Source organism: Pseudomonas sp. GG8 (assembly GCF_052976945.1).
Genome location: NZ_JBRIIP010000001.1, coordinates 4,874,365 through 4,899,252, shown reverse-complemented (window position 1 = coordinate 4,899,252; position 24,888 = coordinate 4,874,365). Strand labels below are relative to the sequence as shown.

General features: G+C 58.5%; 20 protein-coding genes and 1 tRNA gene. 2 read left to right on the top strand and 19 right to left on the bottom strand.

Translation table 11 applies throughout. The annotated features are described in order from the left end of the window. Positions 1-283: 283 nt before the first annotated feature. From ACVBEG_RS23170 to ACVBEG_RS23155, 4 genes are all read right to left on the bottom strand, one after another. Positions 284-973 carry an ABC transporter permease gene (locus tag ACVBEG_RS23170; RefSeq protein WP_322277827.1) on the bottom strand — a complete coding sequence of 230 codons (690 nt, stop codon included), beginning with the start codon at positions 971-973 and terminating at the stop codon, positions 284-286. Beyond that, positions 970-1,665, bottom strand: coding sequence for an ABC transporter permease (locus ACVBEG_RS23165; protein WP_322277828.1), 696 nt, complete (start codon positions 1,663-1,665; stop codon positions 970-972). The genes ACVBEG_RS23170 and ACVBEG_RS23165 overlap by 4 nt, the downstream gene beginning before the upstream one ends. Positions 1,666-1,738: 73 nt before the next feature. Beyond that, on the bottom strand, positions 1,739-2,503 hold the full coding sequence (locus ACVBEG_RS23160) for an ABC transporter substrate-binding protein (protein ID WP_322177319.1): 765 nt from the start codon (positions 2,501-2,503) through the stop codon (positions 1,739-1,741). Positions 2,504-2,516: 13 nt separating this feature from the next. Next, on the bottom strand, positions 2,517-3,290 hold the full coding sequence (locus ACVBEG_RS23155) for an ABC transporter ATP-binding protein (RefSeq protein ID WP_219063677.1): 774 nt from the start codon (positions 3,288-3,290) through the stop codon (positions 2,517-2,519). 555 nt (positions 3,291-3,845) lie between these two features. Between ACVBEG_RS23155 and gabP the strand changes: the two genes are divergently transcribed. Next, the gene (gene gabP / locus ACVBEG_RS23150; protein WP_330201634.1) at positions 3,846-5,240 is read left to right on the top strand and encodes a GABA permease; all 1,395 of its coding nucleotides are present in this window, start codon (positions 3,846-3,848) and stop codon (positions 5,238-5,240) included. Positions 5,241-5,345: 105 nt separating this feature from the next. Here gabP and ACVBEG_RS23145 read toward each other — a convergent pair whose 3' ends face one another. The 8 genes from ACVBEG_RS23145 to panM form a co-directional block, all read right to left on the bottom strand. Further along, on the bottom strand, positions 5,346-6,500 hold the full coding sequence (locus ACVBEG_RS23145) for a Fic family protein (RefSeq protein WP_323565792.1): 1,155 nt from the start codon (positions 6,498-6,500) through the stop codon (positions 5,346-5,348). 439 nt (positions 6,501-6,939) lie between these two features. Next, positions 6,940-7,329, bottom strand: coding sequence for a bacteriocin (locus ACVBEG_RS23140; RefSeq protein WP_322177322.1), 390 nt, complete (start codon positions 7,327-7,329; stop codon positions 6,940-6,942). A 68-nt stretch (positions 7,330-7,397) separates the two neighbouring features. Then, positions 7,398-7,889 carry a hypothetical protein gene (locus ACVBEG_RS23135; RefSeq protein WP_322177323.1) on the bottom strand — a complete coding sequence of 164 codons (492 nt, stop codon included), beginning with the start codon at positions 7,887-7,889 and terminating at the stop codon, positions 7,398-7,400. 162 nt (positions 7,890-8,051) lie between these two features. Further along, positions 8,052-8,127 (bottom strand) — tRNA-Phe (locus ACVBEG_RS23130). A 101-nt stretch (positions 8,128-8,228) separates the two neighbouring features. Continuing rightward, positions 8,229-8,501, bottom strand: a complete 273-nt coding sequence (locus ACVBEG_RS23125) for an oxidative damage protection protein (protein WP_219063674.1) — start codon at positions 8,499-8,501, stop codon at positions 8,229-8,231. After that, entirely contained in the window at positions 8,498-9,565 is a 1,068-nt protein-coding gene (mutY, locus tag ACVBEG_RS23120; protein ID WP_322177349.1) for an A/G-specific adenine glycosylase, read from the bottom strand. Before mutY ends, ACVBEG_RS23125 begins: the two co-directional genes overlap by 4 nt. Then, complete coding sequence (locus tag ACVBEG_RS23115; RefSeq protein WP_322177350.1) at positions 9,562-11,793, bottom strand: AsmA family protein; 2,232 nt, start codon at positions 11,791-11,793, stop codon at positions 9,562-9,564. Before ACVBEG_RS23115 ends, mutY begins: the two co-directional genes overlap by 4 nt. Before the next feature lie 93 nt (positions 11,794-11,886). Further along, positions 11,887-12,303, bottom strand: a complete 417-nt coding sequence (gene panM / locus ACVBEG_RS23110; RefSeq protein WP_322177351.1) for an aspartate 1-decarboxylase autocleavage activator PanM — start codon at positions 12,301-12,303, stop codon at positions 11,887-11,889. A gap of 255 nt (positions 12,304-12,558) precedes the next feature. Here panM and ACVBEG_RS23105 point away from each other — a divergent pair, with 255 nt between their 5' ends. Further along, positions 12,559-14,220 (top strand): OFA family MFS transporter, encoded by a 1,662-nt coding sequence (locus tag ACVBEG_RS23105; protein WP_322177352.1) that lies wholly within the window; start codon positions 12,559-12,561, stop codon positions 14,218-14,220. Positions 14,221-14,321: 101 nt separating this feature from the next. On the opposite strand, the gene ACVBEG_RS23100 is transcribed toward ACVBEG_RS23105, so the two are convergent. The 7 genes from ACVBEG_RS23100 to tssI form a co-directional block, all read right to left on the bottom strand. Continuing rightward, complete coding sequence (locus ACVBEG_RS23100) at positions 14,322-15,458, bottom strand: hypothetical protein (RefSeq protein WP_447108336.1); 1,137 nt, start codon at positions 15,456-15,458, stop codon at positions 14,322-14,324. Positions 15,459-15,497: 39 nt separating this feature from the next. After that, positions 15,498-16,634 carry a hypothetical protein gene (locus tag ACVBEG_RS23095; protein ID WP_322177354.1) on the bottom strand — a complete coding sequence of 379 codons (1,137 nt, stop codon included), beginning with the start codon at positions 16,632-16,634 and terminating at the stop codon, positions 15,498-15,500. After that, positions 16,627-17,061 carry a hypothetical protein gene (locus tag ACVBEG_RS23090; protein WP_322177355.1) on the bottom strand — a complete coding sequence of 145 codons (435 nt, stop codon included), beginning with the start codon at positions 17,059-17,061 and terminating at the stop codon, positions 16,627-16,629. Before ACVBEG_RS23090 ends, ACVBEG_RS23095 begins: the two co-directional genes overlap by 8 nt. A 39-nt stretch (positions 17,062-17,100) precedes the next feature. Then, positions 17,101-17,847 carry a hypothetical protein gene (locus ACVBEG_RS23085; protein WP_447108335.1) on the bottom strand — a complete coding sequence of 249 codons (747 nt, stop codon included), beginning with the start codon at positions 17,845-17,847 and terminating at the stop codon, positions 17,101-17,103. 382 nt (positions 17,848-18,229) lie between these two features. Then, complete coding sequence (locus tag ACVBEG_RS23080; protein ID WP_322177357.1) at positions 18,230-21,787, bottom strand: toxin VasX; 3,558 nt, start codon at positions 21,785-21,787, stop codon at positions 18,230-18,232. Then, positions 21,784-22,671, bottom strand: coding sequence for a DUF4123 domain-containing protein (locus ACVBEG_RS23075; protein ID WP_323566413.1), 888 nt, complete (start codon positions 22,669-22,671; stop codon positions 21,784-21,786). The genes ACVBEG_RS23080 and ACVBEG_RS23075 overlap by 4 nt, the downstream gene beginning before the upstream one ends. Next, the gene (gene tssI, locus ACVBEG_RS23070; RefSeq protein WP_447108334.1) at positions 22,668-24,680 is read right to left on the bottom strand and encodes a type VI secretion system tip protein TssI/VgrG; all 2,013 of its coding nucleotides are present in this window, start codon (positions 24,678-24,680) and stop codon (positions 22,668-22,670) included. Before tssI ends, ACVBEG_RS23075 begins: the two co-directional genes overlap by 4 nt. Between the last annotated feature and the right edge of the window lie 208 nt (positions 24,681-24,888).

Genomic DNA, 24,888 nt, shown 5'->3' with positions numbered 1-24,888 from the left:
AAAACAATGGCTTTACGGGCCATATTCACTTTTGCTGGAATGCTTATGCACAATCGGAGTTAGGGGTGGCGCGCCAGTGGCTGATTTTGTGCGGCCGTTCTCAACTGCTGCAACTTACTGTTTTTTGGGCGGTTTAGGCTTGAGTGAAAAATGATCAGTCATGAACTTGGCCAGCAGGCTGCGGTTTTCGTGCCTTCTTCGAATTGTTATTAACAGACTTATCCACAGACTGGGCGCGGATGAGTGGAGTATTCAGGCTGCTCCATTCACCCGCGCGTTTGTCTCACCGCCCTTGGCAGGCGTCCACGCGCAGTACGCGTTCCAGTAGCTTGAAGCCGCGTACCAGGACGTAAGCCATCAGCAGGTAGAACATCCCGGCGGCGAAGAATATTTCGACCGGCAGGTAGGTCCTGGCGATGATGGTGCGCGCCATGCCGGTCAGTTCCAGCAGGGTGACGGTGCTGGCCAGTGCGCTGGCTTTGAGCATCAGAATCACTTCGTTGCTGTAGGCCGGCAGCCCGATACGCGAGGCGCGCGGCAGGATGATGTAGAACAAGGCTTTCCACTTGGACATGCCCAGCGCCCGCGCCGCTTCGATTTCGCCCGGCGGGATGGCCTGGATCGCACCACGCAGGATTTCGGCGATGTAGGCTGCCGTGTGCAGGGTCATGGTGACGGTCGCACACCAGAACGGGTCGCGTAGATACGGCCATAGTGCGCTCGCCCGCACCGAGTCGAATTGCGCCAGTCCGTAATAGACCAGAAACAGCTGCACCAGCAGCGGTGTACCACGGAAGAAGAAAATGTATGCGTACGGCAAGGCGCGTACGGACAAGTGCCGTGACGAGCGCGCGATGCCCAGTGGTATCGCCAGAATCAGCCCGGCGACCACTGCGATGGCGACCAGCTCCAGGGTCAGGGTTGCGCCCTGAGCCAGCCTTGGCAGCCATTTGATGATGACTTCCCAGTTCATGACGAACTCCTCAAGAAACCGCGTGCGGCGCGTCTTTCCAGCAGGTACATGCCGATCATCGCCAGGACGGTCAGGCCCAGGTACATGAAGGCTGCGACCATATAGAAGGTGAACGCCTGTTTGGTGAAGCTCACGGCGATCTGCGAGTGGCGCATGATTTCTTCAAGGCCGATCACTGACACCAGTGCGGTGTCCTTCATCAGGATCATGAACAGGTTGCCCAGGCCGGGCAGGGCGATGCGCCACATCTGCGGCATGATCAGCTTGATGAAGATCCGCGATGTGGACATGCCCAGCGCCATACCGGCTTCGCGATGACCTTTAGGGATGGCGAGGATGGCCCCTCGGAACACTTCGGTCGCATACGCACCAAAGCACAATCCAAGCGCGATCACCCCGGCCGCGAAGGCGTTTAGCTCAAGGTCGGGTTTGCCGAGCGCTTCGCCGAGGCTGCGCATAAGGTTGACCGTGCCGAAGTAGATCAGCAGGACCCAGAGTAATTCCGGGATGCCGCGCACCAGCGTCGAGTAGGTACCGCCAAGCCATTGCAGCGACTTGTAGGGTGATGTTTTTGCCAAGGCGCCGAGCAGACCGAGCACCAGCCCCAGGCATAACGCCGACAGGGCAAGTTTGACGGTCATCAGCGCGCCAGCCGCAAGGGCCGGGCCGAATCCGTAGATATCAATGTTCATAGGCAGGCTTTGCTAGGGACCGGCACCGCGACGCTGTCACTGAAACAAGAAGCGGCGGTGCCCGTCGGGCAGGTCAGAGAATACTGAACGGGAAATACTTGTCGTTGATTTTTTTGTAGGTGCCGTCGGCGATGATTTCTTTCAGCGCTTTGTTCAGCTCCTCACGCAGTGGATCGCCTTTGCGCACGGCGATGCCGATTTTGTCGTTGCCGAACACTGGCTCGCCTTTGAATTCAAAGTTTTTGCCCGCGTCGCTTTTGAGCCATTCGTAGTTGACGAATTTGTCTGCCAGCAGTGCATCGACACGCCCGGAGGTCAGGTCGAGGTAGGCGTTTTCCTGAGTGTCATAGAGCTTGATGGTGACGGTGTCACCCAGGTTGTCTTCGAGCCAGCTACCTGCCAGCGTCGCACGCTGGGCACCAATGATTTTGCCTTTCAAGGTTTCCTTGAGGGTGGCCTTGTCGATGGTCAAATCAGTGGTCTTGGGCGCAACGAACTGCAGCTTGTTGGAATAGTACGGGTCAGTGAAGTCGACGGCCTGTTTGCGTTCCTCGGTGATCGACATCGACGAGATCAGGAAATTGAATTTATTCGCGTTCAAGGCCGGGATGATGCCGTCCCAGTCGGACGTGACGATTTCGCATTCGACTTTCATCTTGGCGCAAAGGGCGTTGCCGATGTCGACGTCGAAGCCCACGACCTGGCCGCTGGCGTCTTTGTTATTGAACGGCGGGTAGGCGGCTTCGATGCCCATTTTCAGTTTTTCTGCGGCAAAGGCGCTGGTCGCGAATGTCAGAGTGACGGCAGCGGCCAGGAGAAATTTTTTGTAGGTCTGCATGCGTGTTGCTCCGTTAGCGGTTGCTGGACATGAATTGTTTACAACGCGCCGACAAGGGGTTTTCAAACACCTGTTGCGGCGATCCTTGTTCTTCGACGAGGCCCTGATGCAGGAACACTACTTCGCTGGACACTTGGCGGGCAAAGCTCATTTCGTGGGTTACGAGCAGCATGGTCCGGCCTTCTTCGGCGAGGGCTCTAATGACGTTGAGCACTTCCTGAACCATTTCCGGATCGAGGGCGGAGGTCGGTTCATCGAACAGGATTACTTTAGGCTGCATCGCCAGGGTGCGGGCGATGGCCGCGCGCTGTTGTTGACCGCCAGACAGTTGGGCCGGGTACACATGACGCTTGTCGCCGATGCCGACTTTGGCCAGCAGGGCTTCAGCGACTTCAATGGCTTCAGCCTTGCTTTGCCCCAGTACGCGACGCGGCGCCTCGATGATGTTGTCGAGTACGGTCATGTGCGGCCACAGATTGAAGTTCTGGAACACGAAGCCGATCTCGCTGCGCATGCGATTGATCTGCTTGTTGTCGGCGGCGATCAGATCGCCATTCTTGGCGGCCTTGAGTTTCAGTTCTTCACCGGCCACCAGAATCTGCCCTTGATGCGGGTTTTCCAGCAGATTGATGCAGCGCAGCAGGGTGGATTTACCGGAACCGGAAGAGCCAAGGATCGAGATCACATCGCCATCGCGGGCGGTCAGCGAAATACCTTTGAGTACTTCAAGCGAACCGTAGCGTTTGTGCAAGTTACGGATTTCCAGCGCGGGCGTGGCCTCAGCCATGTGCGGTCCTCATTGTGTTCTGTGTGCTCCTGCTATTGGCGGCCTTCCTTGGCGAGCGCCAAGCTAGCATAGCGTTTGGAAGCAAGCTTCCGGCTATCGAAGGGTTGTCGCATTGCTAACGCAGACTGTCGCGCGGATACAAACCGCACCTCGGAAGGTGCGTTGGTCACGCGACGGCTGGGCAAAAAAGGGCCGCGATGGTGCCAGTTTCGAGAGGGTGTTGGAAGGTTTATTGCCTCGGAGGCAATCCTCTCGGTCATTTTGCGAGCGCACCACATCGGGGCGACAAATGCGCCCTGTGTGTATTTGTCATGCACGCCATCGTTAAGTGGGTGAGGCGTTCAGTAACAAACTCTGGAAAATGGCAAAAGGCCATTCCTATCAAACGCTTATGGAACGAGGCGCAAGCGCGTATATCCGTGGACGACGTCGTTATAGACACATTTTGGCGTAAATCTTGCGTAAAAAATAAGGAACAGCGTCGTTGCTTTCTTTTTACGGGGTGCGCGACGTGTACGACGAACTGAATCTCGCTTCTTTGCAAAGGTAGTTTTAATGAGCAGTGCGCAAAAATCCAACGACCTCGATCAGGGGCTCAAATCGCGACACATCACCATGCTTTCTATCGCCGGTGTGATTGGCGCTGGCTTGTTCGTCGGCTCCGGGCACGCCATCGCCGAGGCGGGCCCGGCTGTGCTGTTGGCCTACTTGGCGGCGGGCACGCTGGTGGTTCTGGTCATGCGCATGCTGGCCGAGATGGCGGTGGCCTCACCTGACACCGGTTCGTTCTCCACCTACGCGGACCGTGCTATCGGCCATTGGGCCGGTTTCACCATTGGTTGGCTGTACTGGTGGTTCTGGGTGCTGGTTATCCCTCTCGAAGCCAACGCCGCCGCGACAATCCTGCATGCCTGGTTTCCCGGCATGGCAATTTGGGCGTTCACGCTGGTTATCACCTTGCTCCTCACGGCCACCAACCTGTTCAGCGTGAAGCATTACGGCGAGTTCGAATTCTGGTTCGCTCTGATCAAGGTGTTGGCCATTATCGGTTTCGTCATTTTAGGCGTTCTGGCGATTTTCGGTCTGTTGCCGGGCAGTCAGGTCAGCGGCGTCAGTCATCTGGTCGACACGCACGGCTTCATGCCCAACGGGATGGGCGCTGTGCTGGCGGCCATGTTGACCACCATGTTTTCGTTTATGGGCACCGAGATCGTTACGATCGCTGCCGCTGAATCGAAGAACCCGGGTGAGCAGATCACCAAGGCCACCAACTCGGTGATCTGGCGGATTTGCCTGTTCTATCTGGTGTCGATTTTCCTTGTCGTCGCGCTGGTGCCGTGGAATGACAGCCGTCTGACCGAGCTGGGTTCTTATCAGACCGTGCTCGACATGATGGGCATTCCTAACGCCAAACTGATCGTCGATCTGGTGGTATTGGTCGCCGTAACCAGTTGCTTGAATTCGGCGCTGTACACCGCCTCGCGGATGCTCTTCTCCCTCGGCAAGCGCGGCGATGCGCCTGCTGTTGCAAGACGCACTAACCGCAGCGGCACGCCTTACTGGGCGGTCATGCTGTCCACCTCAGCGGCCTTCCTGGCGGTATTCGCCAACTACGTCGCTCCGGCGGCGGTTTTCGACTTCCTGCTCGCCAGCTCCGGCGCCATTGCGCTGCTGGTGTACCTGGTCATCGCCATCTCCCAGTTGCGCCTGCGCCACAAACGCACCGCTAATGGCGAGACCATTGCCTTCCGCATGTGGCTGTTCCCAGGGCTGACATGGGCCGTCATCGTCTTCATCGTCGGCGTGCTGACCATCATGCTGTTCCAGGAAGAACACCGCGTCGAAATCCTCGCCACCGGCGTGTTGAGCGCGTTGGTCATCGCAGCAGGATTGCTGGTGGCACGACGCCGCAACATCGCGGTACGGCAGGGCAAGCCGGTACTGAGTTAATGGGGCAGGGCTGTTATAGGGCTCGATAAAACAAAACGGCCGCGATCAGTGATGATCGCGGCCGTTTTTGTTGGGGGGGGTAAGCTCAAGCAGCGACGAGCGCTTTCAGGGCTTCTCCAATGGCTCGGGTATGAAGCCCTGATCTCTAAGTGCTTTGATAACGCCGCGTATCAAATAATTATTGGAAAAACCAATCGTGTACTGCCTTGCACCTTCGCTGATAGGAAGTAGCATGTCTTGGTCGACGAGTTTCTTTATCAGGTAGGTTCGCTGAGCGCTTTTAAGCTTGGGTAACACGCCCGATAAATCTGCGGATTTAACGACCTTCGCCTTTATCGCCACGGACAGCACAGACTCTTCTGTCTCGGTGATCCAGCGTCTTTCACGGGCGAAAGCAATGGCAGGATTGAGGATCGACTTCGTCAGGTATGCATACTGTGTGAGTCTATCAACCTTGGCCAGTTCGTCGCGAACGCCTTCCAGGACATAGGTGCACCAGGCTTCGAGCCCTTCTTCTGTGCCTGTATCTGCTGTCGCGAGCATTGTGTAGTAGCGCTCTCGATCGTTACAGAAAACGGCTGTGGGGTTGAGAACCCGCCCTCCAGTGCTCACATTGAAACCATACTTCATCAGCATTGCGTAGGTGAGTAGTCTCACCACCCGACCATTCCCATTACCGAATGGGTGTATCCATCCGAACCTATGATGAGCCAACGCCACTTTCATCAGGTCGTATTTTGGCGAGTCGTCCTTGTTTATGAAGTCGACCAGCTCTTGCATGTACCCTTGCACAAGGACGAAGTCAGGCGGCAAGTGCTCTGACTGGGATATGCGTACCGTGCCTTGTCGATAAGCCCCTGGCGTCTTGTCACCTTCGCGGTGGAGTTCCTGCACCGTCATGGCATGCAGCTCGCGGATAACATGCTCGGTAAGCGGGGTGCCGGGCTCCATGATTTTTTCTATGTAATCCATGGCCTTTTCAATGTTGGCCACCTCGCGCAATTGATCGGTGTCTTCCACCCTGCCTTCTACCTTGCTGTCGATGTAGTCAGCAAGGGTGGTGTGGTTCCCTTCGATGCGCGCAGATCCCAGGCTCTCAAGCGTGTGGAATATGGATTTGAGCTGGAAAAAGACCGGGGCGGGCGTGTCCCCTTCAAGTTTTAATCGGCGAAGGTGCTCAAGCTCGCTCAGGACGTCCACCAAGCCTGAGTCAAAGGAGGGATTCAATAGCTTAAGGTCATGGTGAAGAAATTCAGGCATGAGCGGAATATCTCTAATCGCCAAATAGATTATCTATAAAAATTTCAGCGAAAAGCTTGTATTCACTGAGTCCCTGATTAGGGCCTGATAAACATTATATTAAATCAACGATTAAGCTAAGTTAAATTTCTGCGGAAATTATGTGTAAAAACGACAGGTCTTGGGGCGTCGTGGGCAGAGTCAGCGGGCAGGGAAGATCGGCTCGGCGGGCGAGCTTGCCCTGCATGACTCTTAAAAACAAAACGGCCGCGATCAGTGATGATCGCGGCCGTTTTGTTTGGAGCGGGCTTTATTTGAACGGTTCGAGCAGGTCGCCTTCGGCAGCCAGTAGCGCTGCTCCTTTCTTAGTCACGATCTCATTCAGGGAGGCCATGCCTGCATTCCCCGGGTGAAACCGCAAAACCAAAGCCCGGCAAAAAAGCGTCAGGCTGCAAACGAATCAGTCATGTTTGCGCTTGTGTTTGCTGCCACTGGCCATGTCATTGGCAATGGCGCCACCTGCTGCGCCGCCCAGGCCTGCGCCAACGGTTGAGCCGGTAGTACCGCCAAGTTTGCCGCCGATCAGCGAGCCGCCTGCTGATCCGAGGCCGCCACCGAGTGCTGCGGAGGTCTTGTGACCTTTGGGTGCAGAGATCGCGCCTCCTGCTGCGCCGCCGACACCGGCACCCAGTGCTGCACCGGTGCTGCCGCCCATTTTCTGGCCGACGACGTTACCCAGTGCGCCGCCGATGCCCCCGCCAAGTGCGGCGTTGAGATCGCCCCCGGCCATGGCGCTTTGGGCGGCCAGAAGTCCTAGGGCGAGGGTAAGGGCAGAAAGTGTTGTACGCATGTTACTAACCTCAAAAAAAGACGATGCAAAGGTGGGGGACGGCAGACTCCTGGAGCCTGTCCGGTGGATCAGTCTCGGCGAGACAGGGTTTTGTTTTTTTCCTGCAGAATCCGTGATGCCTCGTTGTAGTCGGCCTGGAACACAGGGCCTTCCATCCATACAACGGCAGCGTCTTCGTCTTCGTCGTAGAACATCGCCCGGTACGCGATGAGCAGGCTCATCAAGAAGTCGGTGGCGTCCTCTTCTTCCTCTTCGGCAATGACCAGTTCCAGCACCGGGTATTGAAGAAAGACCACGCACATTGCCAGTTGGCTAATCGCTTCGGCGGCTTTCATGGTCTGGAACAGGTCGTCGAAGTCGGCCGGATCGAAGCCGTTTTCAAGGATGTCCTTGAAGTCGAACGTGCTCAGGTCAATGTCGACGTCATCGAAAGGCTGGTTGATCAGGGGTGACGCGAGAACCGGGTGGACGACGCTCTGCGCGGGTTTGCTCACGCGGTTCTGCCTGGCCTTGGTCTTCGCCCGTTTGGCGCGTTTCTGCTGTTTGTCTGACGAGGCCATGGGCTTGAGTCCTTTTGCAGGCAGGGGGGCGTTGGGGCGCCATTGAAGCGCATACCTTTCGAATAGCCAAGGGGGGGGCGTCGGCCGCTGTGCGAGCGAACGATAAATGGCGCCCAATAAAAAACCCCTGAATCTTTCGATGCAGGGGTTTTTCGGTATTTATGGTGCCCAGAGACGGAATCGAACCGCCGACACGGGGATTTTCAATCCCCTGCTCTACCGACTGAGCTATCTGGGCAACGGGGCGCATTAGACTTGTTTTTCAGGGGGTCGTCAAGCGTGTTGTTAAAAAAATTTCAGTTATTACCGTCGCTTACGACCCTTACCTGCTGGAAACGCTTATTTCTCTGGGGGAACGTAGCCTTCGGCCTGGGCGTATTCTTCGCCGGACAGGTACTTGTCCATCTCGCCCTGGATGAATTTGCGGTCGTCGATGTTCATCATGTTCAGGCGACGTTCGTTGATCAGTAGCGTCTGGTGTTTCTGCCAGTCGCCCCAGGCTTTTAGTGAGACGTGGTTGAAGATATCTTCGCCTTTGGCACCTGGGTACGGAGGGCGCTCAAGGCCTGGCAGTTCTTCTTTGTACTTGCGGCACATTACGGTGCGGGTCATGACAACTCTCCTGCGTTCAATACGTCGGCTGCGCGTTTCAACAGCTTCTTCACCGGGGCAGCAAGGCCCAGGCGCGGTGGGGTGGCGAGGTTATACCAGAGCCAGTCGGCCTCGGCCACGTGGTGGCTAGACTCTTCGACCTGTATCAGCCACGGCTCGATGCTCAGTTGGAAGTGGCTGAAGGTGTGGATCAGGCCTGGCAGTTCGTGGTGGTTGCCCAGTTCCAGGGCATGTTGATTCGCCAGATGCTCCAGATCGCTGAAGTGATCCAGCTCCGGCAGGCTCCACAAGCCGCCCCAGAGCCCCGTGGACGGGCGCCGGTAAAGCAGAATGGCGCCGTCGCGGTTGGCGAGCATCGGCATCAGCGTGCGCTTCTGTGGGATGGTTTTACGCGGCTTAGGGATCGGGTAGCGAGTCTCCAGCCCGAGCAGGTGCGCTTCACAGCCTTTTTCCAGGGGGCAGAGCAGGCAGCTCGGTTTGCTCCGGGTGCACAGGGTCGCGCCCAGGTCCATCATCGCCTGGGTGTAGTGATTGACCCGTGACTGCGGGGTAAAACACTCAGCCGTGGCCCATAGCTGTTTGGCGACCTTCGGCTCGCCGGGGTAGCCCTCCTGGGCGGTGTAGCGCGCCAGAACGCGTTTGACGTTGCCGTCGAGGATCGGCGCACGCAGGCCCATGCTCAGGCTGGCGATTGCACCGGCGGTAGAAAGACCGATCCCCGGCAGTTCTGTGAGCTGTTCGACATTGCGGGGAAACTCGCTGCCGTGGTCTGCCACGACGATTTTTGCGGTCTTCTGCAAGTTGCGTGCGCGGGTGTAGTAGCCCAGCCCGGTCCACAGGTGAAGTACTTCGTCCTCCGGCGCGTCGGCCAGGGCCTGGACCGTCGGCAGCGCATCCATGAACCGGTCAAAGTAATTGAGCACGGTACTGACTTGGGTCTGCTGCAACATGATCTCCGAAACCCACACCCGGTACGGCGTGATGCCCTGTTGCCAAGGCAAGTCATGCCGACCGTGACGCTCATACCATTCCAGTACGGCCGCTGAAAACTGCTCGGGTTTCATCGATTGAACAGACCTTTGAGGGCGTCTTTGAGTTGTGGGCTGACTTTATCGCCGAGCTTGTCTTCGATTTTCTGCTGGAGCTTGTCGCCGGCCAGTTTCGCCGCGACTTGGCCCAGTTTTTCGTTGTCCAGGCGGCAGGCTTTGGCGCCCAGTTCCAAAGGACCACGGCAGCGCACGGGCCATTCGATGCCGGCGTAGCGTTCGTTGACCTGACACGCTGGGTCGGGCATGTCGCTCTTGTCGCCTTCGATGATGATGGCGATGCGGTAATCCATGCCCAGAACGCGCAGGTCTACGTCACCATCGCCTTTGACCGTGAGCCCCGGAATGCCCACTTTGAGGTCCGGGTTACTGGCGACACCGTTATGAAAGACCAGATTGCCGTTGAGCTGCTGGAACGGGGTGTCCTTGCCGCGCGGTTCGCTGTCGAGGGTTTTGCGGTTGAGCTTGGCAATGCCCTGGCAAAGCTGTTGCTCCAGGTTGGCGTTGACCAGCACGCCGTCGTTGAGCATGAAGCTGGCGGTGCCGTTGAGTCCGTCGATCAGGACTTTTTCGCTGTTGCCTTTGCTGGTCAGGTCGCTGCTCAAGGTCAGCAGGCCTTTGACCGGCGGCGTTTGGTCCTTGCTCTGGATGAAGCGTTCGACCGGCACTTTGGCGATGTGGGTTTGCACGCGCATCAGCGGAATGTCCGGGCGCACGTCAAGGTTGCCTTTGACTTCGAAATTGCCGTTGTAGAGATCGCCACGCAGGCTTTCGAGGGTGATCTGCCCGGCCTGGGCCTGGGTTTTGAGTACGGCATTCTGGATCGGCAGCTTGTTGAGGGTCAGCGTGCCGAAGTTGAGATCAGCCTGGACATCGAGTGTGCGCATGCGCTCCAGCGGCAGTAGCTGGGTGTTGCTCCATGCGCCTTGCGTCGGCGCGTTCGGCAGCGGGGTTGTGCCGCCACTCGCTGCAAAGGCCTGGCTTTGGGTGCTCTCAACTTCGGATTTACGTGCTGCGCCAGCGCTTTTGGCGGCTTCGGACTTGCCCGGGCGATAGCGATCAGCGTCGAAGGTGTCACCCTTGAGCTGGACGCGTAGCGCCTGTTTGGCGAAGTCGTCGACGGCAAGGCGTCCGGTGAAGGTGCTGTCGTCGACCTTCAGGTTGAGGTCTTCGAAGGCCACGCTGGTCGGGTTACCGGTGAGGCGGCTGACCATTTCGAACTTGTTCAGGCTGCCTGCGGCCATCTCGGGTACCGGTTGACCGATACCTTCGAGGAAATCGTGCAGGTTGAACTGCGCGATGGACAGGCCGCCACTGAGCTGTGGTGTCTTGTCCAGGTCGCGAACGTGCAGTTCGCCCAAGGCGCGCAGTTGGTTGGCTGAGAGCTTCAAGCCGTTCCACTCCGCGACGTTGGCTGCCAGGTCCACCAGCAGTTGCCCTTGTGCAGCAAAGGTCAGGGTTTTCCCGTCCAGCGGTTCGCCCGATGCTTCGCCGGACAGGCGCATGTCTTCGAATTGGTAGCGTTTGAGCACACGATCGAAGCGCAGTTGCCCGGCCAGTTCGGTCTTGGCGCGGATCACCGGCTGGTTAGTGCTGAAGAAGGCGGTGAGTTTGACCGGGATGTTGGTCCCTTCATGCACTGCGCCGGTACTCAGTTGAATGCTTTCGGCACTGAATTGCCGACCATTCTTGGCATCGTTGAAGTCGATGCGCGCGTTGTTGACGGTCAGGCTGTCGATGTCCAGTTTGATCGGTTGCGAGGTTTTTTCCGGCGTTGTTGCCGTGCCTTGTGCAGTCTGACCGGCTGCGCCTGGTTCAACCGGGGGCGGCGTTGCGGGCTGTGCCGGACGCCCAATGTCCTCCCAGTTGCCATGGCCATTTTCGTCGCGGTTCAGCGTCAGGTTGAGGCCTTCGACGCGGACATCGCTCATCTGCACTTCGCGGCGCAATAGCGGCAGGACGCGCACGGAGAGCCCGAGCATCTGCAGGTCGGCAAAGGGTTTGGTGGGGGCGGTCAGGGTCGCCACGCTGGCGTCATGCAACTCCAACCCAAGCCAGGGGAACAGGCTCCAGCCGATGTCGCCGTTGAGTGTCAGCTCTAGGTGGGCCTTGTCGCGTGCCAGCTGGCGAATCTCGTCTTTATAGTCGTTGGGATCAAACAGATGGCTCAGAGCAAAGCCCAGAGCCACGATGATCAGCAACAGCCCGAGAATAACCAGACCCAGGATTTTGCCGAACGCTTTCATGGGCGAGTCCTTGTAATTGAATCATTCAAAATTTAGCCCGCGAGTATAGCCTCCACAAACAGTAACCGGGCTGCCGATGCCTCCGGGTGTGACTTACCCTTGGTTCAGGGCCTGTTGCGCGTCCAGTTGCAAGTCGAGTTTAGCCGCCAGCGCCTGAGCCTCCAGTTGTCCGACTGGCGCCAGCAGGCGTAGTTCACAACCCGCCTCATGAGCCATTCTTTGCGCCTCGACCAGCAAGCGTTCGGCCACCCCCCGGCGCCGGGTGAGCTTGCGTACGCACAGCTGCGACAGGTGCCAGACGTTGCCCTGGCGTTGCACGCGAGCGGCACCCAACAGGCGGTCATTGAACCGAGCAGCCAGCAAGCTGCCGTTGCTCAGGCCTGCGGTGATCAACGCCTGACTATCGCCAAACGGTGCAAGCAGCCACTCCGGTGCATCGCGGTAAATCTTCTGCAGATCTTCCTGATCCTGATAGGAGGCTGAATGTACGGACTCAATGACGATGGGCATTACGTTTCCTCGATCAAGCGTGAGTGGTGTAGAGCGTAGTGGCATTAGGGCCAGACAGCGCGAATAAAGGTGCTGGCATATAGCCTTCCGTAGAGGCCGTGATGGTACCCTCTGGGCCATCGTCAGTCCTCCTGCGTCTTTTTGTCACGTCTGGGGGATCTCTGCCGATAAGACAAGCGTTGCCTGCGTGCATGGAAGGTTGTGGGTGAAACACGTAATTGCCTTGCGAGCTACATCCAATCCGGGGAAATAATAATGAACACACACGCTACGCTGAGCGGCATTGTCGCGCAGCCCGCGTTCTTGTCCAAAGAACGCATCATCGCCAAGCCCGGTTTCAACCGTTGGCTGGTACCCCCAGCAGCATTGGCCATCCATCTGTGCATCGGCATGGCGTATGGTTTTTCGGTGTTCTGGTTGCCGCTGTCCAAAGCCATTGGCATGACCGCGCCGGTTGCTTGCGCGCCGAACATGAGCTTCCTGGCCCAGGTGTTTGCATCGGATTGCGACTGGCCGATTTCGATGCTGAGCTGGATTTTTACCCTGTTTTTCATCTTCCTGGGCTGTTCCGCAGCCATTTGGGGCGGCTGGCTGGAGCATTCCGGTCCGCGTAAGGCGGGCGTCGTTTCGGCGTTGTGCTGGTGCGGCGGGCTGGTGATTTCCGCGTTGGGTATTTATACCCACCAGATCTGGCTGATGTGGCTGGGCTCCGGTGTGATCGGCGGTATCGGCCTGGGGTTGGGCTATATCTCGCCAGTCTCGACGCTGATCAAGTGGTTCCCGGACAAGCGCGGCATGGCGACCGGCATGGCAATCATGGGTTTCGGTGGCGGGGCAATGGTCGGCGCACCGTTGGCTGCAGCCTTGATGGGCCATTTTGCTTCGCCCGCTGGTGCTGGTGTGTGGCAGAGCTTCCTGGTGATGGCGGCGATCTATTTTGTCTTCATGATCGGCGGCGCTCTGGGTTACCGCGTTCCACCGACCGGCTGGAAGCCTGAGGGTTGGACTGCTCCGGCAAAGAAAGCCAGCAACGCGATGATTACTCACCGCCATGTGCACGTCAGCGTGGCGTGGAAAACTCCGCAGTTCGCTCTGGTGTGGCTGGTGCTGTGCCTGAACGTGTCGGCGGGCATCGGCATCCTCGGCATGGCCTCGCCACTGCTGCAGGAAGTGTTCGCCGGTAAATTGCTCGGCAACGGTTTGGCGTATGGCCAACTGGACGCCGTTCAACTGGGGCAGATCGCTGCCATCGCTGCGGGCTTTACCGGTTTGCTGAGCCTGTTCAACATCGGTGGACGTTTCTTCTGGGCGACTTTTTCCGATTACATCGGCCGTAAAGCCACGTACTTCGTGTTCTTTTTTCTGGGCTTTTTGCTCTACGCGTCAGTGCCTTCGTTGAGTCACTTGGGCAGCATTGCACTGTTTGTGGCAGCGTTCTGCGTGGTTCTGTCGATGTACGGTGGTGGCTTTGCGACTGTTCCGGCTTATCTGGCGGATCTGTTTGGCACGCAAATGGTCGGCGCGATTCATGGTCGTCTGCTGACCGCCTGGGCTGCAGCGGGCGTATTGGGTCCGGTGTTGGTCACCTACTTGCGTGAGTATCAGTTGAGCATCGGCGTTGCACGCGCTGACGCCTACGACATCACCCTGTACATCCTCGCAGGTCTGCTGGTGCTGGGCTTTATCTGCAACCTGCTGATTCGTCCGGTGGCCGATAAGCATTTCATGACTGACGAAGCGTTGGCTGTGGAGCAATCCTACGGTCACGATGCCGGTGCGGATCACACCACCGTGCTGGAGTGGAAAGCTTCGCCTGCCAGCATGCCTCTGGTCGTCGCGGCCTGGTTGGCGGTAGGCATCCCGCTGACTTGGGGCGTGTGGGTTACCCTGCAAAAAACGGCCGTGTTGTTTCACTGACAGCCGACTGTAAACGCGCGTTTGTGTGGCACGGGTGTTGATTTAAGTGCCACATGAACGTCTGGGGGATGATGCAGGCGTTGGTTTCAGAGTAACCATAATTACGCGCTACGCCTCCCCGACTTCTCGCCGCGATAGACCTCGGCGAAAATATCGGTGATCGGGCGTTGTGGATGACGTGTGTGCAGCGCCCGGACCTGAGCGCTCATCCGCAGCAACTCGGGGCTGGGCTTGGCCCATTGTTCTTTGGGCAGCGGTTCCGACCAGTCGCGCATCGCCTCTGGCAGCGCTTGACGAGCCATGCGTTTGACTCGGCCAACCTCCCACTCAGTCAGGTAAAACGGCAGAGTCCAGAAGGTCATGACGTGGAACAGGTACCAGAAAAAGCCATAGACCCAACCGCGCTGCTTGTCGCGGATCTCTTGGTGCAGGCGAGCGCGGGCGTTGCGGAAGGTGTGCAGGCCTTCGTGCGGCGGGTCATCGGGACCTTGTAGATCGAGCGGGTCGGTGATCTCTTTCAGGGTGTGGACTTCGTACTCCATGTACGCGCGGATGGCCTCCCAGTTGCTGATGGCGATGGGCAGTGCGGGGCAGACGAACTCCAAGGTAAAACGCTCGCCGCTGGCCTCATGGTAAAAACCCACGCCCATGCCGTATTGACGTTGGACGCCGTATTGATTGGCGCCCTGGGCTTGAATCACCCAGGCGGTGACCGATTCCCAAGGCACGATCACGGGTTCGCTTTCGCCGTTGGGGACGAAACAGACTTCACGGCGTTGACGGTTGAAACGCGTGGGGATGACTTCTTCGTATTTGTTGTGGACGTAGAACCAGATAAGGAGGGTCGTGGCGAGTGCACAAAGGCTGACTCCCACAGTCAACCCCCAGCTAACTCGGTGCGTTCCAACGACCACTGCCCAAGCCTCGGATGAGCCAGCGCCGACCGACATAGCAATCAGCCCCAAAATCAGCGGCAATACAAAGCTGGCCGCGACAAAACAATTAAAAGGGCCACCCAAGGTGACCTGCCATGAAAAAGCTTCCGGCCACCCCAATCCAAAATCCAAATACACATCGTTAAGTTCTCCCACATAGGGACATTGCGGCGGCAGCTGTGTAGGTAAAGGCAGTGGGGCCAGATAGGTAATACGACCGCTGGGAAACGGTTCCACATCACCCGCCTGCTTGGGTTGCTGAAGCTGCGGTTCGGGCAGAGTTATTTCAGGCGCCTTACTCATCAGCGCCCTCCAGCTTTAGCGGGTCGGTATGACTGCCCATCATGCGCTGCGCTTCCCCGACTTCTCGGCGCGATAAACCTCGGCGAAAATATCGGTGATCGGGCGTTGTGGATGACGTGTGTGCAGCGCCCGGACCTGAGCGCTCATGCGCAACAATTCGGGGCTGGGCTTGGCCCATTGCGCTTGAGGCAGCGGTTCCGACCAGTCGCGCATTACTTCTGGCAACGCCTGACGGGCCATGCGTTTGACTCGACCCACCTCCCACTCGGTCAGGTAAAACGGCAAAGTCCAGAAAGTCATGACGTGGAACAGGTACCAGAAGAAGCCATAGACCCAGCCGCGCTGCTTGTCTCGAATCTCCTGGTGCAGGCGAGCGCGAGCGTTGCGGAAGGTGTGCAGGCCTTCGTGCGGCGGGTCGTCGGGGCCTTGCAGGTCTAGGGGGTCGGTGATCTCTTTCAGGGTGTGGACTTCGTACTCCATGTACGCGCGGATGGCTTCCCAGTTGCTGATGGCGATGGGCAGTGCGGGGCAGACGAACTCCAAGGTAAAACGCTCGCCGCTGGCCTCATGGTAAAAACCCACGCCCATGCCGTATTGACGTTGGACACCGTATTGATTGGCGCCCTGGGCTTGAATCACCCAGGCGGTGACCGATTCCCAAGGCACGATCACGGGTTCGCTTTCGTCGTTGGGGACGAAACAGACTTCACGGCGTTGACGGTTGAGGCGCGTGGGGATGACTTCTTCGTATTTGTTGTGCATGTAGAACCAGATGAGGAGAGCCATGGCGAGAGTAAAAAGGGTGACCCCCACAGTCATTCCCCAGCCAGCTCGGTGCGTACCAGCGATCACCTCCCAAACCTCTGGCAACTCCGCGCCCATCAACATAACCATCAACCCCAAAATCAGCGGCAACAAAAAACCGGTCATGACAAAGCCGTTGAATGGAAGGCCTAAGGTGACCTGCCATGAAAACACCTGCGGCGAACCCAATCCAAAGTCCAAATAAACGTCGTTAAGCTCCCCCACATAGGGACATTGCGGCGGCAGCTGTGTAGGTAAAGGCAATGGGGCCAAGTAGGTGATGCGACCGCTGGGAAACGGCTCCACATCACCCGCCTGCTTGGGTTGCTGAAGCTGCGGTTCGGGCAGGGTAACTTCAGGCGCCTTACTCATCAGCGCCCTCCAGTGTCAGCGGATCGACCGTGAACAACTTCGCCGTATCGTATCGGGGCTCAAAGGGCGCCACCGGGAAAACACCTCCGCCATTAGGGTCCAGCCGCAAATGGTAGAGATGCGTCTGGGCCTCACCCTCGCTGTCGTAGGTTTGCACGGCGACAGCCAGGACCAGTGCGGCCTTGGCCACGGTCGAGGGTCTCTCCCATTCATCCGGGTAATCCAGCCTAAGTATCAATGGCGCGGACTGCACCACCCGCAAACTGGCAATCACCCGCTCACTGACGATGGCCCATTGGTCGCTGTCGAAGCCGCGGTCCCACTGGGCGGTGATGATCCGATACGCAGCGATGCTCAGGCGATGCGAGGTGTTGTGGCGGTTGTAGCGCGAGGTGCCACCCCGTTCAACTTCAGGCGACTTACTCATCAGCGCCCTCCAGCTTTAGCGGGTCGGTATGACTGCCCATCATGCGCTGCGCTTCCCTGACTTCTCGGCGCGATAAACCTCGGCGAAAATATCGGTGATCGGGCGTTGTGGATGACGTGTGTGCAGCGCCCGGACCTGGGCGCTCATCCGCAGCAACTCAGCACTTGGCTTGGCCCATTGCACTTGACGCAGCGGCTCCGACCATTCGCGCATCGCCTCTGGCAGCGCTTGACGAGCCATGCGTTTGACTCGGCCAACCTCCCACTCAGTCAGGTAAAACGGCAGAGTCCAGAAGGTCATGACGTGGAACAGGTACCAGAAAAAGCCATAGACCCAGCCGCGCTGCTTGTCGCGAATCTCCTGATGCAGGCGAGCGCGGGCGTTGCGGAAGGTGTGCAGGCCTTCGTGGGGTGGATCGTCGGGACCTTGTAGATCGAGCGGGTCGGTGATCTCTTTCAGGGTGTGGACTTCGTACTCCATGTACGCGCGGATGGCCTCCCAGTTGCTGATGGCGATGGGCAGTGCGGGGCAGACGAACTCCAAGGTAAAACGCTCGCCGCTGGCCTCATGGTAAAAACCCACGCCCATGCCGTATTGACGTTGCATACCGTATTGATTGGCGCCCTGGCCTTGAATCACCCAGGCGGTGACCGATTCCCAAGGCACGATCACGGGTTCGCTTTCGTCGTTGGGGACGAAACAGACTTCACGGCGTTGGCGATTGAAGCGCGTGGGGATGATTTCTTCGTATTTGTTGTGCATGTAGAACCAGATAAGGAGAGCCATGGCGAGTGCATAAAAGGTGACCCCCACAGTCATTCCCCAGCCAGCTCGGTGCGTTCCAACGATCACCTGCCAAACCTCGGGCAACTCAGCGCCCATCGACATAACTATCAACCCCAAAATCAGCGGCAACACAAAACTGGCCAAGACAAAAAAATTAAATGGGAGGCCTAAGTTGGCCTGCCATGAGAAAGCCCCCGGCCACCCCAATCCAAAATCCAAATACACATCGTTAAGTTCTCCCACATAGGGACAGTGGGGTGGCGATTGTGTAGGCAGCGGCAGCGGAGCCAGGTAGGTAATACGACCGCTGGGAAACGGCTCCATATCACCCGCCTGCCTGGGTTGCTGAAGCTGCGGTTCGGGCAGGGTAATTTCAGGGGCCTTACTCATCAGCGCCCTCCAGTGTCAGCGGGTCGACCGTCAACAGCTCTGCCGTAGCGTATCGGGGCTCAAAGGGCGCCACCGGGAAAGTGCCTTCGCCATTTGGGTCCAGCCGCAGGTGGTAGAGATGCGTCTGGGCCTCACCCTCGCTGTTGTAGGTGTGCACGGCAACAGCGAGGATCAGTGCGGCCTTGGCCACGGTCGAGGGTCTCTCCCATTCATCCGGGTAATTCAGCTGAAGTATCAATGGCGCGGACTGCACCACCCGCAGGCTGGCGATCACCCGCTCACTGACGATGGCCCATTGGTCGCTGTCGAATCCGCGGTCCCATTGGGCGGTGATGATCCGATACGCAGCGAGGCTCAGGCGATGAGAGGGCGTATCCGACAGCGGTGTTCGCAGGTTGGCGAGACTGAGGCCGGGCAGTGTTAGATGGATACTGCCTCGCCGGGCTTGTCGCAGCATGTCTTGCCAGCGGTCGCTGTGGAGTTTAGGACCGACCTGTACCTGTGGCGCCTGCAATAGCCACTTCAGGTTTCGTTGATATTCAACGAGGCTCAGGAATTTGCGTTTGTCGCCATCCAGGCTCCAGGGGGTGCTTTCCAGCCATTGATCATGAGGCGAGGTGTTGTGGCGGTTGTAGAGCCAGGTGCCACCCAGTTCAACGAGGGTGAAAAACGCGCCAGCTATATTGACGCGAAAGAACACTGTCGACATCCGTACTCCGGCGGCGGCCCAAGCAGCGATGCGCGCGGCGCTATTAGGCGCAACTATAACTCTATAGGCCGAATGCAATACATTACCTAGGTCATAAGAATGACTCGCGAGTTGCCCTCCTGCACCTACCATGGCCAACGTTGCGCTGTTTTGAAGTGTACGGTTGCCGCTACGCACAGCCTGCTGCCAGTTGCTATGATGTGCGTTGAGACTAGCGCCAGTTGCGAAAACCCCAAAAAGCGAACCTAGCCCCCCCAACCCAACATGCACTTTGCCCAACTGCACATGCACGTTATTCAAAGCATGCCGCTGAAAAACGCTCGCAAGCGCGGCAGCCCTCGCCGTCAAGGCCGTGTCAAAAATTCCACGAACCGCCGTAAACCCAGAAGTGGCCGTAGCAGTACCGGCAACAACAAATGAACGAAACGCCTCATCGTTCCACGTCTGCGCCTTGGCCTCCCTCCCCACCACCACCAAATTCACCATCTGCGCCACAAACAGCAGCACCCCCACCCCATCGCCCAGCACATTCAGCTTCGGCGCAGTCTGTATCCCCTGGCGCACGTTCCCCATCAAATGTCCCAACTCCTGCTGTTGCGCAGGCGGGAACAGCAAGGTCACGCCCGCCTTGCCCTGCGCGGCGCCGTAGAGTCTGACGGATTCATGGGGCAGCTCGGGGATGGGGCTGATGGCTTTGGCCAGGCGCGCCTCTATCGTGTCCAGTGTCCCGCGAATTTGGTAGATTTCGGTCTGCAGTCTTTTCGCTTCGGGCTCCTTGTGGTCCCTGCTGCGGAGGATCTGGTTGCGTTCATGGGTCACCCGCTTGAGCGCTCGACGCTGCTCAAGCACTTCTTTGAGGTCGTTCTGCAAGGCGGTTTGTTCGGCCGGGGTGGCGAAGGTGAAGGTCGCGCCTTCGCGTTTTGCGGCTTCGAGAATTCGCCCCGGCAGGGCTTTGGGCAGGTTGCGGAACAGTTGGTCCAGGTCTGGCATCTGTTCGCGTTGAATGCCCTGGATGAATGCGCTTTGTATCCGTTCCATTCCGCGACTCAGGGCTGGCGCCAAGGTATCGCGCGCGCCTTCTGCGACCACGCGAACGTTGTCGGGCAATTGATCGAGGGCCGGGAGTCTGCCCTGAGTGATCCGTTGCCACTCGCTGATCCAGTGCGGCAGATTGTTGAGCAACGCATAACCGACGTTGACCAGCGTGGCGTACTGGGTGGTCAGTTGGCTTTGTTCGCTCAACGGCAAGGTATGCAGGAGCGGCAGGCTGAACTGCGGATTTTTCTCCAGCCACTCGAGCATCGCTTGGCTGGACGTGTCGCTGCGGCAGATGTCTTTCAGGCAGGCGTATTCGGCGCTGAACGCCGCCAGTTGCTGCGCGGCCTGTTGTGCATCGAAATACCAGGCGGCACGATGGAAGCGGCCGGCAGCGACCAACGCCACCCGGTCTTCGCTGATGAGGTCGAGCAAGGGATTCCAGCGCGCCAGATTTGCCCTGTGCTCAGCCAGCACGTGATCCATGGCGGCACGGTCGATCAGTTCATTGACGCCGCGCTGCCCGATTTTTGCACCCGCGAGCACGTCCTTGATGCGTTGGTTCTGCTCTTTGCCCAACTGGACCAGCGCCTTGAGGTGGCGCTCGACAAAGTCGTCCGGCGCTGGCCGCATGAACTGGCGAGTGTGATAGCGCCAGTCAACATCCTGAAGGATCACGACCTTTATCGACCCCAAGGCGAGGCTGCCGAAAAAGCCTTGCTCCTTGCGAAACTGATCAAGCGCTTCCTGACGCTCCTCCAGCAAGGCCTCGGGGGGATCGGTTTTTTGACTGGAAACGGCCTGACCGCTGTTATTCAAATGATCGAGTAATGCGCGCCCGGCATGGTTGCGCTGTGGTGACGGCAGGTCATCCAGGTCCTGAAGCATGGCCTTGATCGCCGGATCATCGCTGGCATTGGCCAGTCCCGTCAGGTTGCTTTCATTGAGCAGGGTCAGGGATTCGATGTAACAGGCCAGCAAGTAATCGCGCTCGTTGGCGTTCTCCTGCGCGCCACCCTCGGCCCACCCCTCGATCCAGCCGACCACCGCGTCTTGATAGTTGGCCAGATCGGTCAATACGCCGATGTCGTCGTGCACCACCAGACACAGCGTGTCGTGTTGGTAAAGCGGCAGCACGCGCGTTAGCAGTTCGCCGACATGCGCCTCGCGAAAGCGTTTGGGGGTCTCCCACAGATAAGGCATGCGCTCCTTCGCTGGCAGGTCGGCGTCGGGCAGCAGCGCATCATCTTCGGCCAATTCAGCCAGCCAGCGCTCAGTCTGTTGCAAGGTGAGCAGGTCCTTGCCACCGGTTTCGCAATTGACGTTGGCAAGCGCGACAGCTTGCATGAAGTGCGCGCGCTCGTCGGCGCTATTCAGCATCCGGTTGCATTGGTCGGCGGTCCATTGCACGTCGGCAAAACTGACATGCAGGGTGCTGCTCCTGGCAAATACCAAGGCCGGTTCCGCACTTTGCGGTTCACGCTGGTCGTTGCTGACCTCGGCACCTTGCCAGAGCAACGCGCTGATGACGCCTTCGAGAACGCGGTATTCGTGCAGCTCACGGGTCGCGCTGTCGATGATGTACAGCCAGCCGTCACGCAACAGGCGCACGCCCAGCGGCCGGCTTTTCAGCGCATAAGGCAGCGCCAATTCGGTCGACGGATCAGCGCGCTCGACCAGACCGTAACGCAACGGAAGTAACTGCACCTTGGGCTGGCGCAGGGGGCACATGCCGTAGCCGAGGACATCGCCTTTGGATTCGGCGGCGGCAGCGAGGTTGGGGTCTTTGCGGCGATTTTGGGTCATGGGCGGTCCTTGTCTGCCGAGTGGGCCGAGGCCGAGGCCCAGGCGCTTGCCAGTTGGGCGGCTGCGGCGATGCGAGCACTGGGTGTCTGAGCCGACGGGGTGCTCAGCAGCCGCGCAATCTGTGGGTGTTGCTCCAGAGGCGACGAACCCAGCCACGCGAAAATGTTGGCGTAATACGTCAAGTCGGACTGGCTAGTAAAACCCTGCGCGTAGGCGGTGCGGACCTGTCGGTCGAGCGCAGGCCAGCGCTCCGGCAATGGCCTGACGCGGTCGTCGGGAAAATACGCCAGCAGGTGCGCATCGAGTTTCAGTGTGGCTCGACGCAGGTCGACGGCATCCAGCGCAGCATTCTGTTCGGTGCTCAACTCATAACGCTTTGGCAGGTCGGCAGGCGTTGTCAACGCACGTGTGTGCCGATGCCAACCGCCCGTGACACTGTCAGGGATGACCCAGGTATGAATCGGCCCGAACAATCGCTCGTCGCGGGTTTGCGTACTGATCAAAGCGTGCGCCACCGCTGGATCAGCCAGACGTAACATCACCTCGGGCCCCTCACTGACGTGTACCGTCAGCAGTTTGCGCAGATGTTTCGTTAGTTGATTAAGCGGTTCGCGGGTGAACAGCAACGAGCCCCACTCTTGCGCGGCATGTTCGAGGTAGAACTGAAACGCCGGATCGTCGGGCGGTCCGATGGTCACCAACAAGGGGGAAATATCGCGGAGGGCGTTGAAACGCGTTTCCTTGTACAGCGGGATTTTGAGGATGCCGGGCGCACATGCCGCCAGCCTGAGGGGTAAGTCGGGTACCGCTGCGCCATCGAGAAGCAGCACGGCCTGCCCCTGACCCCAAGGCAGGTCCTGAGGAAGTGCAGTGAGCGTATTCATGCTTTCACGGCCTCCTCACAGAGCACGCAGCGTGATCGATGCTCAACGACCAGGTTATGTTTCTGATCGCCCGGTAGAACATCGCGCACCAGCACAGGTACCTCGCCGGGTGCCAGCGGCATGGCCAGCGTCCCCGGTACCGGTGCGCCGCCGATCTGGATCGGTGTACTGCTGAAAATCCCCGCCGGATTGATGACGATGTGCTGACCGTTGATCGACAGCGTCAAGCTGAGGCCACCGCTGATGACGATGTTGTCACCGCTGATGTGCACTTCTTGCCCGGCGGCCATCAACAAGTCGCCACCGACGCGGGTGTGACTGCTGCCAGCGACGTCGAGGTGATCGTCGGCCAACAACTGCACTTTGCGGGCGCCGGTGACGGTGACGTTTTCCTCGGCCTTGAGCACGGTGGTGCTGTTGCCTTTGATGGTTTCCAGACGTTCGTTGCCGATTTCGATGCGGCTGTCGTTCTGGATCAACTGCTCCATATCGCGCTGGGCGCGGAGGTAGATCAGCTCTGCCCCGCTCCTGTCTTCCAGGCTCAGCTCATTGAAACCAGACGTTTTTCCGGTGCTTTTGCTGCGCAAAACGGTTTTAGTTTTGTTTTCCGGCAGGTTGTGAGGCACTTGATGGGTGTTGTTGCTCAGGCATCCGACCACAATCGGCTTGCAGGCGTGCCCTTCTTCGAAGGCGACCAACACTTCCATGCCCACGCGGGGGATGGTGACCGCGCCGTATCCGGCGCCGGCCCAGCTGGAGGCCACCCGCACCCAGCAGCTGGTGCTTTCGTTTTCTTCACTGCGGTCCCAGTGAAAACGGACTTTTACCCGCCCGTATTGATCACAGTGGATGTCCTCTTCGGCAGGGCCGGTCACCACGGCGGTTTGCATGCCTTGAATCTTCGGGACTGGATGTTTGAGGGCAGGCCGAAATTGCACGGTCTCGCGGATAGCAATGAACTCATTGCGATAACCCTGAGTGATTCGACCGGACTCCACCGGCTCGTCACTGACCGCGTATTCCTCTAATACAGCAGGCTGGCGACCATCATGAAACACCCAAGTCGGTAACCAGACCACGTTCCAGGCCGGCTCCGGGTGTTCTTCTACCTTTAACGGCGTGCCACTGCGCAGCAAAGGCTGGTCGCTCTGACCTTGGGCGAGTTCAGCATCGCCGCGAAGTCGCTCCAGCGCCCGACGCGTGCGTACCCGTCCTTGGTGCGCGGTATCAAACTCTCCGGGGTAGATGTACGTCTCAAGGTTCGGAAATACCTTGGAGTCCCGGTCCGCTTCCAGCGAGAGGTGTGCGTTTTGGAAGTCGTAATCACGGTGGGTGACGCGGCTGGCGCGGGTGCTCAGGCCTACGCCGAACGCCTGGATCACCGGATGCTCTGCCGCCATGCCGTTGATCGGCCGAAACGGCATCACCACGGTGGGATTGCCCGCGTGATAGAACTCGGTTTCCTGATCGGCGAAGATCAGTTGGTGCCCTTCCGGGGAGTGCTTGAAGTAATAGAAGTAGCCTTCGGCCTCGCACAAACGGCTGACGAAATGCAGGTCAGATTCATCGTACTGAACGCAATATTCATGCGGGACCGGTTTCTCCGGGCCGATGTTGAACAGCACGTGCAAACCGTTCAGCAAACCATGCCCCTTGAGCACGTCGCGGAGGATGGCTTCAGTGGTCAGGTTCTGGAAAATCCGCCGATTACTGGCGTGCTGCAAATAGCGCAGAAACGGCACCATTACCAGTTGGTAGTGGCTCAACCGGGTGCCCACTTTGCCTTTCCGGATGGAGTAGATATGGCCGTGCAGGCCCTGATCGCCAAAGGCCAGATAGGCTTCTTTGTGCAGCAGGCTTTCCAGCTCGCGCGGCGGTCGGTCGGTGACCACATCGACGGTGATTTCGAAGCACTCGCTGATGGCCTCTTCGCCGGAAAAGGCTAGAACAAGTAACTCGTTGTCTTTAGCTCCTTTGATGCTGAGCGTGAATGTCGGGGTGTTGGACATCGGCCGGTTTCCATATCTGAAGGACTCGGCAAGTGTCCAGCAGCAAATCATAGATATATAGATTCCATGGCTGACAGGGTGGGTAGGACGATTCCCATTGTTCAGTGGGGATTTGCTTAGGCACCCTTCGACGGCGCCTGTACGTACTCATTTCTCTGGGCTGAACACGCTCCAATCGGGTGCATCCGACCGGTTGCACCCGTGATAT